The organism is Pseudorhodoferax aquiterrae, from assembly GCF_014652235.1.
GTDB lineage: Bacteria > Pseudomonadota > Gammaproteobacteria > Burkholderiales > Burkholderiaceae_C > Pseudorhodoferax > Pseudorhodoferax aquiterrae.
In genome coordinates this window covers 1-12429 of sequence record NZ_BMYK01000020.1, presented here as the reverse complement: position 1 = coordinate 12429, position 12429 = coordinate 1, and the positions used below count along the sequence as shown (strand labels likewise).

The 12429-nt window shown below is 66.5% G+C and carries 20 protein-coding genes; 4 read left to right on the top strand and 16 right to left on the bottom strand.

Features of this window, described 5'->3' with window-relative positions:
- The first annotated feature begins 5 nt into the window (after positions 1–5).
- Entirely contained in the window at positions 6–992 is a 987-nt protein-coding gene (gene lipA / locus IE209_RS23780; protein ID WP_189689376.1) for a lipoyl synthase, read from the top strand.
- Between the two features lie 15 nt (positions 993–1007).
- Here the strand turns inward: lipA and ptsP are convergent, their stop codons facing one another.
- The 4 genes from ptsP to IE209_RS23760 are packed head-to-tail and all read right to left on the bottom strand — an operon-like array spanning position 1008 to position 4037.
- Positions 1008–2780 (bottom strand): phosphoenolpyruvate--protein phosphotransferase, encoded by a 1773-nt coding sequence (gene ptsP, locus IE209_RS23775; protein ID WP_189689375.1) that lies wholly within the window; start codon positions 2778–2780, stop codon positions 1008–1010.
- A 22-nt stretch (positions 2781–2802) separates the two neighbouring features.
- On the bottom strand, positions 2803–3072 hold the full coding sequence (locus tag IE209_RS23770; RefSeq protein WP_114467756.1) for an HPr family phosphocarrier protein: 270 nt from the start codon (positions 3070–3072) through the stop codon (positions 2803–2805).
- Positions 3041–3484, bottom strand: coding sequence for a PTS sugar transporter subunit IIA (locus tag IE209_RS23765; protein ID WP_145551167.1), 444 nt, complete (start codon positions 3482–3484; stop codon positions 3041–3043). The genes IE209_RS23770 and IE209_RS23765 overlap by 32 nt, the downstream gene beginning before the upstream one ends.
- Positions 3485–3494: 10 nt before the next feature.
- Entirely contained in the window at positions 3495–4037 is a 543-nt protein-coding gene (locus IE209_RS23760; protein ID WP_189689374.1) for a hypothetical protein, read from the bottom strand.
- 59 nt (positions 4038–4096) lie between these two features.
- Here IE209_RS23760 and IE209_RS23755 point away from each other — a divergent pair, with 59 nt between their 5' ends.
- The 3 genes from IE209_RS23755 (at position 4097) to IE209_RS23745 (ending at position 6368) form a co-directional block, all read left to right on the top strand.
- Positions 4097–5236 carry a hypothetical protein gene (locus IE209_RS23755; RefSeq protein WP_189689373.1) on the top strand — a complete coding sequence of 380 codons (1140 nt, stop codon included), beginning with the start codon at positions 4097–4099 and terminating at the stop codon, positions 5234–5236.
- 64 nt (positions 5237–5300) lie between these two features.
- Positions 5301–5801, top strand: coding sequence for a TlpA family protein disulfide reductase (locus IE209_RS23750; RefSeq protein ID WP_189689372.1), 501 nt, complete (start codon positions 5301–5303; stop codon positions 5799–5801).
- 84 nt (positions 5802–5885) lie between these two features.
- The gene (locus IE209_RS23745) at positions 5886–6368 is read left to right on the top strand and encodes a GNAT family N-acetyltransferase (RefSeq protein ID WP_189689371.1); all 483 of its coding nucleotides are present in this window, start codon (positions 5886–5888) and stop codon (positions 6366–6368) included.
- 27 nt (positions 6369–6395) lie between these two features.
- Here the strand turns inward: IE209_RS23745 and IE209_RS23740 are convergent, their stop codons facing one another.
- The 12 genes from IE209_RS23740 to rpsJ all read right to left on the bottom strand — a co-directional run bounded on the left by IE209_RS23740 (position 6396) and on the right by rpsJ (position 12352).
- Positions 6396–6902 carry a peroxiredoxin gene (locus IE209_RS23740; RefSeq protein ID WP_189689370.1) on the bottom strand — a complete coding sequence of 169 codons (507 nt, stop codon included), beginning with the start codon at positions 6900–6902 and terminating at the stop codon, positions 6396–6398.
- Positions 6903–6994: 92 nt separating this feature from the next.
- Positions 6995–7264, bottom strand: coding sequence for a 30S ribosomal protein S17 (rpsQ, locus tag IE209_RS23735; RefSeq protein WP_145551156.1), 270 nt, complete (start codon positions 7262–7264; stop codon positions 6995–6997).
- An 11-nt stretch (positions 7265–7275) separates the two neighbouring features.
- Positions 7276–7497 carry a 50S ribosomal protein L29 gene (rpmC, locus tag IE209_RS23730; RefSeq protein ID WP_373305416.1) on the bottom strand — a complete coding sequence of 74 codons (222 nt, stop codon included), beginning with the start codon at positions 7495–7497 and terminating at the stop codon, positions 7276–7278.
- Between the two features lie 14 nt (positions 7498–7511).
- Positions 7512–7928 carry a 50S ribosomal protein L16 gene (gene rplP / locus IE209_RS23725; RefSeq protein WP_145551154.1) on the bottom strand — a complete coding sequence of 139 codons (417 nt, stop codon included), beginning with the start codon at positions 7926–7928 and terminating at the stop codon, positions 7512–7514.
- 2 nt (positions 7929–7930) lie between these two features.
- The gene (gene rpsC, locus IE209_RS23720; RefSeq protein ID WP_189689369.1) at positions 7931–8788 is read right to left on the bottom strand and encodes a 30S ribosomal protein S3; all 858 of its coding nucleotides are present in this window, start codon (positions 8786–8788) and stop codon (positions 7931–7933) included.
- Positions 8789–8803: 15 nt separating this feature from the next.
- Positions 8804–9133: a 50S ribosomal protein L22 gene (rplV, locus tag IE209_RS23715; protein WP_056667645.1), complete on the bottom strand. Its 330-nt coding sequence runs from the start codon at positions 9131–9133 to the stop codon at positions 8804–8806.
- A 9-nt stretch (positions 9134–9142) separates the two neighbouring features.
- On the bottom strand, positions 9143–9421 hold the full coding sequence (gene rpsS, locus IE209_RS23710) for a 30S ribosomal protein S19 (RefSeq protein WP_013899633.1): 279 nt from the start codon (positions 9419–9421) through the stop codon (positions 9143–9145).
- A 10-nt stretch (positions 9422–9431) separates the two neighbouring features.
- Entirely contained in the window at positions 9432–10256 is an 825-nt protein-coding gene (gene rplB / locus IE209_RS23705) for a 50S ribosomal protein L2 (protein WP_189689368.1), read from the bottom strand.
- Position 10257: 1 nt separating this feature from the next.
- Positions 10258–10581: a 50S ribosomal protein L23 gene (gene rplW / locus IE209_RS23700; protein ID WP_145551150.1), complete on the bottom strand. Its 324-nt coding sequence runs from the start codon at positions 10579–10581 to the stop codon at positions 10258–10260.
- Positions 10578–11201, bottom strand: coding sequence for a 50S ribosomal protein L4 (rplD, locus tag IE209_RS23695; RefSeq protein ID WP_189689367.1), 624 nt, complete (start codon positions 11199–11201; stop codon positions 10578–10580). The genes rplW and rplD overlap by 4 nt, the downstream gene beginning before the upstream one ends.
- Positions 11201–11875 carry a 50S ribosomal protein L3 gene (gene rplC / locus IE209_RS23690; protein ID WP_189689481.1) on the bottom strand — a complete coding sequence of 225 codons (675 nt, stop codon included), beginning with the start codon at positions 11873–11875 and terminating at the stop codon, positions 11201–11203. Before rplC ends, rplD begins: the two co-directional genes overlap by 1 nt.
- Positions 11876–12037: 162 nt before the next feature.
- The gene (gene rpsJ, locus IE209_RS23685) at positions 12038–12352 is read right to left on the bottom strand and encodes a 30S ribosomal protein S10 (RefSeq protein WP_010104119.1); all 315 of its coding nucleotides are present in this window, start codon (positions 12350–12352) and stop codon (positions 12038–12040) included.
- Positions 12353–12429: the final 77 nt, after the last annotated feature.

The window sequence follows — 12429 nt, the reverse complement described above, 5'->3', positions numbered from 1 at the left end:
CCGCCATGAGCAGCACCGAAGTCGTCCGCGACGCGCAAGACGCCGCCAGCTACAACGCATCCGCCAAGCAGAAGGCCGCGGCCAAGCTCTCGCGCATCCCTGTCAAGGTCGAGCAGGCCGAGACGCTCAAGAAGCCCGACTGGATCCGCGTCAAGGCCGGCTCGCCGACCACGCGCTTCTACGAGATCAAGCAGATCCTGCGCGAGAGCAACCTGCACACGGTCTGCGAGGAAGCCTCCTGCCCGAACATAGGCGAGTGCTTCGGCAAGGGCACAGCCACATTCATGATCATGGGCGACAAGTGCACGCGGCGTTGCCCGTTCTGCGACGTCGGCCACGGCCGGCCCGATCCGCTGGACCCGGACGAACCGCTGAACCTTGCCAAGACCATCGCCAAGCTGCGGCTGAAGTACGTGGTCATCACCAGCGTGGACCGCGACGACCTGCGCGACGGCGGCAGCGGCCATTTCGTCGAGTGCATCCGCCAGACGCGCGCGTTGTCGCCGTCGACGCAGATCGAAATCCTGGTGCCCGATTTCCGCGGCCGCGACGACCGCGCGCTGGAGATCCTCAAGGCCGCACCGCCGGATGTGATGAACCACAATCTGGAGACCGCACCGCGCCTGTACAAGCAGGCCCGCCCCGGCAGCGACTACCAGTTCAGCCTGAACCTGCTCAAGAAGTTCAAGGCCTTGCATCCCAGTGTGCCGACCAAGAGCGGCATCATGGTCGGCCTGGGCGAAACCGACGAAGAGATCCTGCAGGTGATGCGCGACATGCGCGCGCACGACATCGACATGCTGACCATCGGCCAGTACCTCGCGCCCAGCACCAGCCACCTTCCGGTGCGCCGCTACGTGCACCCGGACACCTTCAAGATGTTCGAGGAAGAGGCCTACAAGATGGGCTTCAGCCATGCCGCCGTGGGCGCCATGGTGCGCTCCAGCTACCACGCCGACCAGCAGGCCGGCCACGTGCTGGCCGCCCACTGAGCCCCGGCAGGGCGCTCAGCCCTTCGCCAGCAGCAGCGCGGCCGGGTCTTCGGTCGTGAGCACCTGCTGCGCCCACGCCGCCAGCTTGCCGGCGTCGGCGCGCAGCACCTCCTGCTTGACGGCCAGGATCTGTGCCGGATGCATGGAGAAGCTGCGCAGACCCAGGCCCAGCAGCAGCCGTGTGAACTGCACGTCACCGGCCATCTCGCCGCACACGCTGACACCCTTGCCCTGGGCGCGGCATTCCGCGATGGTGTCGGCCAGCAGCCGCAGCACGGCCGGATGCAGCGGGTCGTACAGATGGGCGACCGATTCGTCGGCCCGGTCGATCGCCAGCGTGTACTGGATCAAATCGTTGGTGCCGATCGACAGGAAATCGAAGTACCTGAGGAACATGCGCACCGTCAGCGCGGCCGCCGGCACCTCGATCATGGCGCCCAGTTGCACGGCGCCATGGGCCACGCCGCGGTTGTCGAGCTCCGCACGCGCGAAGTCGATCAGCGACAACGTCTGCCGGATCTCGCTGCCGTGAGCCAGCATCGGGATCAGCAGATTCACCGGGCCGTGCACGGCCGCACGCAGGATGGCGCGCAGCTGGGTGCGGAACATGGCCGGGTCGGCCAGGCTCCAGCGGATCGCGCGCAGGCCCAGCGCCGGATTCAGGTGCGCCTCGTCCTTGGTGGCGCGGTCCAGTGGCTTGTCGGCGCCCACGTCCACGGTGCGGATCGTGACCGGCAGGCCTTCCATGCCCAGCACGGCGCGGCGGTAGGCCTGGTATTGCTCTTCCTCGTCGGGCAGGTGGCCCTGGCGGCCCATGAACAGGAATTCGCTGCGGAACAGCCCAACACCGGCCGCACCGGCCTTGAAGGCACCTGGCGCGTCGTCGGGCATCTCGATGTTGGCCAGCAGTTCGATGCGCTCGCCGTCCAGCGTGATGGCCGGCGTGTGGCGCAGGCGCGCCAGGCGTTCGCGCTCGAGCTCACCCTGGCGCTGCTTGAACCCGTACTCGGCCAGGATGATGGCCGAGGGATCGACGATGACCACGCCGGCATCGCCATCGATGATGACCCAGTCGTCCTGGCGCACCAGCTGGCTGGCCGCGCGCGCGCCCACCACGGCCGGGATGTCCATGCTGCGCGCCACGATGGCCGTGTGCGAGGTCTTGCCGCCCACGTCGGTCACGAAGCCGGCGAACACGCTTTGCTTGAACTGCAGCATGTCGGCCGGCGACAGGTCGTGCGCGATCAGCACCAGCGGCACGTCCACGGTGTCGTCCAGCAACAGATCCTGCTGGGTCTTGCGGCGCGGCGTGGTCGGCGGCGCCACCGGTGAAGCCACGCCCTTCATGTAGCGCAGGATGCGTTCGACGACCTGCTCCAGGTCGGCCTTGCGCTCGCGCAGGTACTCGTCCTCCATCTCGTCGAACTGGCGCGCGATGATCTCCAGTTGCGTCGTCAGCGCCCATTCGGCGTTGTAGAGGCGGTCGGTGATCCAGTGTTTGACGCCGCTGGTGAGGGCCTCGTCCTGCAGCAGCATGAGGTGCACGTCCAGCATGGCCGAGAGTTCGTGCGGCGCATCGTTCGGGCCCATCTGGGCCACGCTCAGCTGCAGCCGGTGCAACTCGTCGATGACGGCGTTGCGGCCGGAGCGCAGCCGGTCGATCTCGCTGGCGATGCGCTCGGGCTCGATGAAGTAGTGCGCCACCTCGACCCGGCTGGACGCCATCAGCACCGCGCGGCCGATCGCCACGCCGCGCGCCACCGGCAGACCGTGCAGAGAGAAGGTCACTGCATGCTCCGCATCGCAGCGCTCACTCGGCTTCGCCGAACTTGTCGGCGATCAGCGCCAGCACGGCGTCCATGGCTTCCTGTTCCTGCGGCCCTTCGGTGTCGATGACCACGGTGCTGCCCAGCCCGGCCGCCAGCATCATCACGCCCATGATGCTCTTGGCATTCACGCGCCGCTCGCCCTTGGCGATCCAGACTTCGCACGGAAAGCTGCCCGCCAGCTTGGTCAGCTTGGCGGACGCGCGGGCGTGCAGCCCGAGCTTATTGTTGATGCTCGTGGTGGCTTTGATCATTCCTCTTCCTTGCCTGGTTCTGCGGCGCCGTGATCGCCACCTGCATGACCCCCTGCGTCCCACCCACCAGGGCGCGCGAAACGAGCGCTTCCAGCGGTTCGTGCCGGTAGCTCACGGTGCGCAACAGCATGGGCAGGTTGACGCCTGCCACCAGCTTGCTGCGCACCCCATCCACCAGGCGCTGCGCCACGTTGCAGGGCGTCGCGCCGAACACATCGGTCAGCACGAGGACCGGGGCATTGCCCATCTGCGCCATCGCAATACGGGCCGTGCTGAAGGTTTCGTCCGGAGACACATGGGGCTGCACGTCCAGCGCCTGCACGCCGCGCTCGCAGTCGGGAAATACATGCAGTGCGCACTGCCGCAGTGCGTGCGCCAGCGGCGCATGGGCGACGATGAGGATGCCGGTCATGACTGCGGGATTATGGTGCCGGCGCGACACTGGAGAAAAAGCTCTCCGCCACGTCGGGCCGCGCCTGCGGCGCGAACACGACAGCATGCACGAGATGCAGCCCCGCCGCATCGGCCGTGGCGAACCACACCGCCTGCATGGCGACGGCCTCGCCATCGGCCTTGCGGCCCTCGGCGCGCAGGCGCAAGGCCAGGCCCGTGATGCCCAGGCCGGCCGGTACCCAGCCCTCCTCGACCACGGCCTTGGCCTGCACATGGGCCAGCACGGCAGCCTTCCAGCCTTCCAGCAACGCAGCCGCGTCCAGCCCTGCGGCAGACGGCGCCTGCACATGCGAGACCGCGAAGGTGGCGCCGTCGGCGTCGCAACCCAGCATGCGCAGCGGCAGCCTACGCCCGCCCATCGCGACGTCGCGCTCGGCACGGTCGGGCTTGCAGGGCAGCAGCATGCGCAGGGGTGTCCCCTCGATGCGGATTTCCCGCCAGTTCAGTGCGGGGCTGCAGGCCAGCAGCGCGGCCGCCAACAGCGTGGCAGACCAGGGGCGGGGGCGCGTCATGGCGCGGATTATCGAGCGCGTGCATCCGGTGTCCGGCCCATTAAACTGAAGAGCTGCCCATGACCCACGACGCAGGCCCCGATCCGGCAATGCCCGGCATACCGCCCTTGCCGCTGCACCCGACAGCGACAGCGTCGGGGACCGCGCGCGCCCATGCCAGCCTGGCCGCGACCATCGGCGACGCACTCGGCCCGCCCATGGAGGAGGCGCACGCCATCGTCCAGGCGTTCCTGCGCAGCGGCAAGATCTCGCGCGCCGAGCTGCAGCGGCTCGGCGCTGCGGTGGAAGACGGCTTGCAGATCGCGCAGCAGAGCCGGCAACTGGCGGCGCTGGCCGAGCCGCTGCGCCCCGCCACGGGCCAGCCGCAACGCCTGGACATCCTCGTGTCGCAGGCCTTGGCGCGACAGATGTCGAGCCTGCAGCGCCACCGCGTCCAGGTGCGTCAACACAGCACCGCGCCGGCCTGGGTGGCCAACGACGCCGAGTTGCTGCAGCGCCTGCTCGATGCCGCCATCGCCTGGTGCATCCGGCCCGACCACAGCCTCGCGGTGTCGATCGACGCCTCTGGCGACATGGCCATCGCGCTGCTGCGCCTGCGCCTGCGCGCCGAGGGCGCCGGCCCCACCAGCCCGGACAAACGGCAACGCCTGTCCTGGCACCTGCTGGAGACGCTGGCGCGCGCGACGGGCAGCCGGCTGGCCCGCCAGAACCACGGCGATGAAACGGTGCTGACCTTGGGCCTGCAGCAGTTGCACGAAGTCGCGCCCGACCCGCTTCCCGGCGACCTGCTGACCAGCCAGGATTCGCTGGTGGGCAGCGCGGCCGTGCCGCTGCAGCACCAGCGCGTGCTGCTGATCACGCGGCACGAGGTGGTGCGCCTGGAGGTCGAGCATGTTTGCGAGAGCCTGGGCGCCCTGGTCGACTGGGTGGCGACCGGAACCGCGGCACAGCGCCAATTCGCCCAGACCCGGGCCGACCTCGTGCTCGTGGACGCCCGCAACATCGATGCCGCGACGCAGCGCCTGCAGCAGGAACTGCAGAGCGCGGCGCCCGACATCCCCTGGATCGAGATCGCACCGGACGCAGCCAGCGCTTCGCTGACCCAGTGGATGCGCGAGGACAGTCTGACGCTGCACAATCTGCGCAGCCAGCTGGCCAGCACACTGCTGTACGGCCTGTCGCGGGCCCATGCGCGCTGAATGCGTCGGACCGCCGAACTTTTCCGCATTTGCCGAGTCGCTCTTCCGGTCTGCCCTCACCGCCATGAAAAAGCTCTACTCCCTCGCCGCTGTCGCCGTCCTGCTGACCGCCGGCGCACTCGGTTACCACGTCATGGCCGCCCTCACGCCGGCGCCGGATGCCAAGTATGTGCTGCTGGACGGCAGCACCGTGGACACGCAGGCGATGAAGGGCCGCGTCACGCTGGTCAACTTCTGGGCCACGAGTTGCGTGACCTGCGTGGCCGAGATGCCGCGCATCGTCGCCACCCACGACAAGTACAGCGGGCAAGGCTACGACACGCTGGCCGTGGCCATGCAGTACGACCCGCCTAGCTATGTCGTGAACTTCGCCGAGACGCGCAAGCTGCCGTTCCGCGTGGCCATCGACAACACCGGCAGTGTGGCCAAGGCCTGGGGCGACATCCAGCTGACGCCCACGACCTTCGTCGTCAACAAGCGCGGCGAGATCGTCAAGCGCTACGTGGGCGAGCCGGACTTCGCCGAGCTGCACCGCCTGATCGAAAAGCTGCTGGCTGAGGCCTGAGGTCCCTCCACCCGGAGCATCCCGGGTTGGGGTCGGCGGCACGAGTCGCTACACTGGGCCGTGCCCTCGCCTGCCCGCCTGCCGATGCCAAGGATCAGCATCATCCAGCCCGACGACTCTGCGCTGCTGGACGCGACACGTGAAATCTTCTCCGAATACGCGGCCAGCCTCAGTGTGGACCTGCAGTTCCAGCAGTTCGATGCCGAACTCGCCACGCTGCCCGGCGTCTACGCCGCCCCGCGCGGCGCACTGCTGCTGGCGCTGGTCGACGATGCCGTGGCCGGCTGTTGCGCATTGCGGCCACTGGACGACACGGACTACGCCAACGCCTGCGAGATGAAGCGCCTGTACGTGCGCAAGGCCTTCCGCGGCTTCGGCCTGGGCCGGCAACTGGCCGAGCAGGCCCTGGATGCCGGCCGCCGCGCCGGCTATGGCTGCGTGTTGCTCGACACGCTCGACGACATGGAGGCCGCGCGCGCCTTGTACGAGGAATTGGGCTTCGAGGAAGTGCCGCCCTACTACCACAACCCGATCGCGGGCGCGCACTACCTCAAGGCCGAGCTCTGAGCGCGGCCGGCCTCGGCCTGCGGGTTCTCAGCCCTGGGCCTGCTTGAGCAGGGTGGCGGCGTCGCTGACTTCGAACTTGCCCGGCGCTTCCACGTTCAGCGCCGCAACCTTGCCGTCTTTGACCAGCATGGAATAGCGGTTGCTCCGCAGGCCCATGCCGCGCGCCGTGAGGTCCAGCGTCAGGCCGGTGGCCTTGGCGAAGTCTGCACTCCCATCGGCCAGCATGCGGACCTTGCCAGCGGTCTTCTGGTCCCGCGCCCAGGCGCCCATCACGAACGCGTCGTTCACGCTCACGCACCAGATCTCGTCCACGCCGGCGGCCTTGAGCGCGGCCTGGTTCTCGACGTAACCCGGCACATGCTTGGCCGAGCAGGTGGGCGTGAAAGCACCCGGCAGCGCGAACAGCGCGATCGTCTTGCCTGCGCTCGCTTTGGCCACGTCGACCGGATTGGGGCCGATGCTGCAGCCCTCGCCTTCTACTTCGGAATACTCCATCAGCGTGGTGCTGGGCAGGCTGTCGCCGACTTTGATCATGTGTGCTCTCCTGTAGCGTGTTGAAAAAGAAAAACGGCCCACATTGTGGGCCGTTTTCAGACGCTTGCTATGCCGGCACTGCCGGCAAGCCATCAGAGCTCAGGGGCCTTCTGGACCAGACGGGTCGCAACCCAGGTCTTGGTCTTGGAGATCGGCCGGCTTTCGGTGATCTCGATGGTGTCGCCCAGCTTGTACTCGCCCTTTTCGTCGTGGGCGTGGTACTTGCTCGAGCGGGCCACGATCTTGCCGTAGAGCTCGTGCTTGACGCGGCGCTCGATCAGCACCGTCACCGTCTTGGCGCGCTTGTCGCTGACGACCTTGCCGATCAGAGTGCGCTTGAGGGAGGGTTTCGCTTCCGTCATGGTGCTACTCCTTACTTGGCGGCCGCATCGGCGCTGCGCTTCTGGGCCAGGATGGTCTTGGCGCGCGCGATCTCGCGGCGCGTGCTGCGCAGCGTTGCGGTGTTGTTCAGCTGCTGCGTGCCCTTTTGCATGCGCAGGCCGAAATGGGCCTTCTGCAGCGCCTTGACTTCGGCCTCGAGGCCGGCGACGTCCTTGGCTTGCAGGTTCTTGCGGGATTCCGTGATCTTGGACATTCAGGTCTCCTCGCTCACTGGCCGATCATGCGCGTCACGAAGGTCGTGCGCAGCGGGAGCTTGGCAGCAGCCAGGCGGAACGCTTCGCGGGCGAGCTCTTCGGGAACACCGACGATTTCGAACACGATCTTGCCGGGCTGGATCTCGGCAACGTAGTACTCGGGGTTGCCCTTGCCGTTACCCATCCGGACTTCGGCGGGCTTTTGCGAGATGGGCTTGTCCGGGAACACGCGGATCCAGATGCGGCCACCACGCTTGACGTGGCGGGAAATCGCACGACGGGCCGACTCGATCTGGCGCGCCGTCAGGCGGCCGCGGTCGGTGCACTTCAGACCGAAGTCGCCAAAGGCGACCGAGCTGCCACGCGTGGCGACGCCCGTGTTACGGCCCTTTTGCTCTTTGCGGTATTTGCGGCGAGCGGGTTGCAACATGATTACTCTCCTTTACCGTCGGCAGCACCGGCTGCCGGCGCGGCTACCTTGCGGACGCGCTGAACGGTAGATTTCGGCGCATTCGCGCCTGCGGTTTCATTGGGGCGGTCGCCACCGTCGCGGCGGGGGCCACGGCCGGCAGGACGCTCACCGGGGCGAGCATCGCGGCGCGGACCACGCGGACGACGCTCTTCCTCGGCACGCGGCTCCTGCACCACGGGTGCATCGCCACGGCCCAGGGTGTCACCCTTGTAGACCCAGACCTTGACGCCGATGACGCCGTAGGTGGTCTTGGCTTCGGACACGCCGTAGTCGATGTCCGCGCGCAGCGTGTGCAGCGGCACACGGCCTTCGCGGTACCACTCGGTACGGGCGATTTCGATGCCGTTCAGACGACCGGCGGACATGATCTTGATGCCCTGGGCGCCCAGACGCATCGCGTTCTGCATCGCGCGCTTCATGGCGCGGCGGAACATGATGCGCTTTTCCAGCTGCTGGGTGATGCTGTCGGCGATCAGCTTGGCATCGATTTCGGGCTTGCGCACTTCCTCGATGTTGACCGCCACCGGCACGCCCAGCTGCTTGGCCAGTTCGCGCTTGAGGTTCTCGATGTCCTCGCCCTTCTTGCCGATCACGACGCCCGGACGTGCCGAGAAGATCGTGATGCGGGCGTTCTTGGCGGGGCGCTCGATCAGCACGCGCGACACGGACGCGTTCTTGAGCTTGGTCTTCAGGTACTCGCGCACCTTGATGTCTTCGGCCAGCATGCCGGCGAAGTCACGGTTGCTCGCGTACCAGCGGCTGGCCCAGTTGCGGCTCACCGCGAGGCGGAAGCCGGTCGGATGGATTTTCTGTCCCATAGCTTTCCAGGCCTCTCAGTTGCCAACCGTCACGTACACGTGGCACGTGGGCTTGCTGATGCGGTTGCCGCGGCCCTTGGCGCGCGCGGTGAAACGCTTGAGCGTGGCACCTTGCTCGACGTAGATGGTCTTGACCTTCAGTTCGTCGATGTCGGCACCGTCGTTGTGCTCGGCGTTCGCGATCGCGGACTCCAGCACCTTCTTGATGATGACGGCGGCCTTCTTCTGCGTGAATTGCAGCGTGTTCAGCGCCTGGTCCACCTTCTTGCCGCGGATCAGGTCGGCCACCAGACGGCCCTTGTCGACCGACAGACGGACACCCCGCAGGACTGCACGTGTTTCCATGGTCATTCCTTACTTCTTCTGGACCTTCTTGTCCGCAGGGTGACCCTTGAACGTACGGGTCAGTGCGAACTCGCCCAGCTTGTGACCGACCATCTGGTCGGTGATGTAGACCGGAACGTGCTGCTTGCCGTTGTGCACGGCGATGGTCAGGCCGATGAACTCGGGCAGGATCATGGAGCGACGCGACCAGGTCTTGATCGGCTTCTTGTCCTTGGTCGTCACGGCCTTGTCGGCCTTGGCAACCAGGTGATGGTCCACGAAGGGACCCTTCTTGAGAGAGCGGGTCATGTGCTATCCCTTACTTCTTGCGACGCGACACGATCATCACCTGCGTGCGCTTGTTGTTGCGGGTGCGATAGCCCTTGGTCAGGTTGCCCCACGGGTCGACCGGGTGGCGGCCTTCGCCGGTACGGCCTTCACCACCACCGTGCGGGTGGTCGATCGGGTTCATGACCACGCCACGCACGGTCGGGCGGACGCCCTGCCAGCGGGTGGCGCCGGCCTTGCCCAGACGGCGCAGGCTGTGCTCTTCGTTGGCGACTTCGCCGATCGTGGCACGGCACTCGATGTGGATCTTGCGCACTTCGCCCGAACGCATACGCACCTGGGCGTAGGCGGATTCGCGGGCCAGCAGCGTGGCCGACGCACCGGCGGAACGCGCGATCTGCGCACCCTTGCCCGGCTGCAGCTCGATGCAGTGGATCGTCGAACCGACGGGGATGTTGCGGATCGGCAGCGTGTTGCCAGCGCGGATCGGGGCCTCGGCGCCCGACAGCAGCGTTGCACCGACTTCCACACCGCGCGGGGCGATGATGTAGCGGCGCTCGCCATCGGCGTAGCACACGAGCGCGATGTGGGCGGAACGGTTCGGGTCGTACTCGATGCGTTCGACCTTGGCCGGGATGCCGTCCTTGTTGCGCACGAAGTCCACCACACGGTAGTGGTGCTTGTGGCCACCACCCTTGTGACGGGTCGTGATGTGACCGTTGTTGTTGCGGCCGGCCTTCTGGAATTGCGGCTCCAGCAGCGGCGCGTGCGCAGCACCCTTGTGCAGGTGGTCGCGCGTCACCTTCACCATGCCGCGACGGCCTGGCGAGGTGGGCTTCATCTTGATGACGGCCATGTTATGCAGCCTCCCCGGTCAGTTGGAGTTCCTGGCCCGGTTGCAGGGTCACGTACGCCTTGCGCACGTTGTCCCGGCGGCCGATGGACTTGCCGAAGCGCTTGGTCTTGCCCTTGGTGTTGACCACGGACACGCCCTTCACCTCGACCTTGAACAGCAGTTGCACTGCGGCCTTGATCTCATGCTTGGTCGCGTCCTGCAGCACCTTGAAGGTGACGGCATTGGACTTCTCGGCGACCATGGTGGCCTTCTCGGAGACGACAGGCGCAACCAGCACCTGCATCAGACGGCCTTCGTCGAATTGCTTCGTCTTGGAGGAGCTCATGCGAACATCTCCTTGAGTTTGTCCATGGCGGCCTTGGTCACCAGGACCTTCTTGTAATGCACCAGCGACACCGGATCGGCGTAGCGCGGCTCGACAACCAGCACGTTGGCCAGATTGCGGGAGGCCAGGTACAGGTTCTCGTCGACTTCGTCGGCGATGACCATGACCGAGGAGGCCAGGTTCAGGGCCTTCAGGCGCGTGGCCAGGGCCTTGGTCTTGGGCGAATCCACCGTCAGCGACTCGACGACAGCCAGGCGGCCTTCACGGGCCAGCTGCGAGAAGATGGACGCCATGCCGGCGCGGTACATCTTCTTGTTCAGCTTCTGGGTGAAGTTTTCGTCCGGCATGTTCGGGAAGATCCGACCGCCCCCACGCCACAGCGGCGAGGACGTCATACCGGCACGTGCGCGACCCGTGCCCTTTTGCTTGAAAGGCTTCTTGGTCGAGTGCTTGACCTGTTCACGGTCCTTCTGCGCACGCGTGCCCTGGCGGGCGTTGGCCTGGTAGGCCACCACGACCTGGTGCACCAGGTCTTCGTTGTAGTCACGACCGAACACGGTGTCGGGCACGTCCACCTTGGACGCGGCCTGGCCCTGGTCGTTCAGGAGTTCGAGCTGCATCAGTTCGCTCCCTTTTCAGTCTTGGCCTTGATGGCCGGACGCACCGTGACGAAGCCGCCCTTGGAGCCGGGAACGGCGCCGCGGATCATCAGCAGCTGACGGGCTTCGTCGACGCGGATCACGTCGAGGTTTTGGGTGGTGACGGTGTCGGCGCCCAGATGGCCCGACATCTTCTTGCCCGGGAACACGCGGCCCGGGTCCTGCGCCATGGAGATCGAGCCCGGCACGTTGTGCGAACGGCTGTTACCGTGCGAGGCGCGCTGCGAACCGAAGTGGTGGCGCTTGATCGTGCCGGCGAAGCCCTTACCGATGGTCGTGCCCTGCACGTCCACCTTCTGGCCCACGGCGAAGAGTTCGGCCACGGGCAGCGTGGCGCCGGCAGCGTACTTCGCAGCGGCGTCGGCCGTCACGCGGAATTCCTGGATGATTTCACCGGCTTGCACACCTGCCTTGGCAAGGTGGCCGGCCTGCGGCTTGGTCACGCGCGAAGCACGGCGTGCACCGAACGTCACCTGCAGGGCGACGTAGCCGTCGTTCTCTTGGGTCTTGACCTGGGTCACGCGGTTGTTGGACACGTCGACCACCGTGACGGGCACTGCATCGCCGTCGTCGGTGAACAAACGCATCATCCCAACCTTGCGTCCCAGCAACCCGAGGGAGTTGCTTTGACTCATTGTTTTCTCCGTGACTTCCACCGCTGCAACTGCAATTGGCCGCAGCGTTTTTTCGTGGAAGATGGTTGATGATTCCCCACCCAGAACGGGCGGAGCCAAAAATTATAGCCCGGAGCTGCCGAGTCAGCAACTCCGGGCTACAAGAGGTGGATCAGGCCGCGATTACTGCAGCTTGATCTCTACGTCCACGCCGGCCGGCAGGTCCAGCTTCATCAGCGCGTCGACGGTTTTGTCGGTCGGATCGACGATGTCCATCAGGCGCTGGTGCGTGCGGATCTCGAACTGGTCGCGGCTGGTCTTGTTGACGTGCGGCGAACGCAGGATGTCGAAACGCTTCATGCGCGTCGGCAGGGGCACGGGGCCCTTGACGATGGCGCCGGTGCGCTTGGCGGTGTCGACGATCTCGGCTGCAGACTGGTCGATCAGCTTGTAATCGAAGGCCTTCAGGCGGATGCGGATCTTTTGCTTGCTGCTCATGGTGTGCGCTCCGCTCACTCGATGATCTTGGCGACCACGCCGGCGCCGACGGTCTTGCCGCCTTCGCGGATGGCGAA

Coding starts and splice junctions, on each gene's coding strand:
- rplV (WP_056667645.1), bottom strand. CDS start 9,133: ATGGAAACACGTGCAGTCCTGCGGGGTGTCCGTCTGTCGGTCGACAAG.
- IE209_RS23740 (WP_189689370.1), bottom strand. CDS start 6,902: ATGATCAAAGTCGGCGACAGCCTGCCCAGCACCACGCTGATGGAGTAT.
- IE209_RS23760 (WP_189689374.1), bottom strand. CDS start 4,037: ATGACGCGCCCCCGCCCCTGGTCTGCCACGCTGTTGGCGGCCGCGCTG.
- rpmC (WP_373305416.1), bottom strand. CDS start 7,497: ATGTCCAAGATCACGGAATCCCGCAAGAACCTGCAAGCCAAGGACGTC.
- lipA (WP_189689376.1), top strand. CDS start 6: ATGAGCAGCACCGAAGTCGTCCGCGACGCGCAAGACGCCGCCAGCTAC.
- rpsJ (WP_010104119.1), bottom strand. CDS start 12,352: ATGAGCAGCAAGCAAAAGATCCGCATCCGCCTGAAGGCCTTCGATTAC.
- rpsS (WP_013899633.1), bottom strand. CDS start 9,421: ATGACCCGCTCTCTCAAGAAGGGTCCCTTCGTGGACCATCACCTGGTT.
- rplW (WP_145551150.1), bottom strand. CDS start 10,581: ATGAGCTCCTCCAAGACGAAGCAATTCGACGAAGGCCGTCTGATGCAG.
- rplB (WP_189689368.1), bottom strand. CDS start 10,256: ATGGCCGTCATCAAGATGAAGCCCACCTCGCCAGGCCGTCGCGGCATG.
- IE209_RS23750 (WP_189689372.1), top strand. CDS start 5,301: ATGAAAAAGCTCTACTCCCTCGCCGCTGTCGCCGTCCTGCTGACCGCC.
- rplP (WP_145551154.1), bottom strand. CDS start 7,928: ATGTTGCAACCCGCTCGCCGCAAATACCGCAAAGAGCAAAAGGGCCGT.
- rplD (WP_189689367.1), bottom strand. CDS start 11,201: ATGCAGCTCGAACTCCTGAACGACCAGGGCCAGGCCGCGTCCAAGGTG.
- IE209_RS23770 (WP_114467756.1), bottom strand. CDS start 3,072: ATGATCAAAGCCACCACGAGCATCAACAATAAGCTCGGGCTGCACGCC.
- IE209_RS23765 (WP_145551167.1), bottom strand. CDS start 3,484: ATGACCGGCATCCTCATCGTCGCCCATGCGCCGCTGGCGCACGCACTG.
- rpsQ (WP_145551156.1), bottom strand. CDS start 7,264: ATGACGGAAGCGAAACCCTCCCTCAAGCGCACTCTGATCGGCAAGGTC.
- IE209_RS23755 (WP_189689373.1), top strand. CDS start 4,097: ATGACCCACGACGCAGGCCCCGATCCGGCAATGCCCGGCATACCGCCC.
- rpsC (WP_189689369.1), bottom strand. CDS start 8,788: ATGGGACAGAAAATCCATCCGACCGGCTTCCGCCTCGCGGTGAGCCGC.
- rplC (WP_189689481.1), bottom strand. CDS start 11,875: ATGAGTCAAAGCAACTCCCTCGGGTTGCTGGGACGCAAGGTTGGGATG.
- IE209_RS23745 (WP_189689371.1), top strand. CDS start 5,886: ATGCCAAGGATCAGCATCATCCAGCCCGACGACTCTGCGCTGCTGGAC.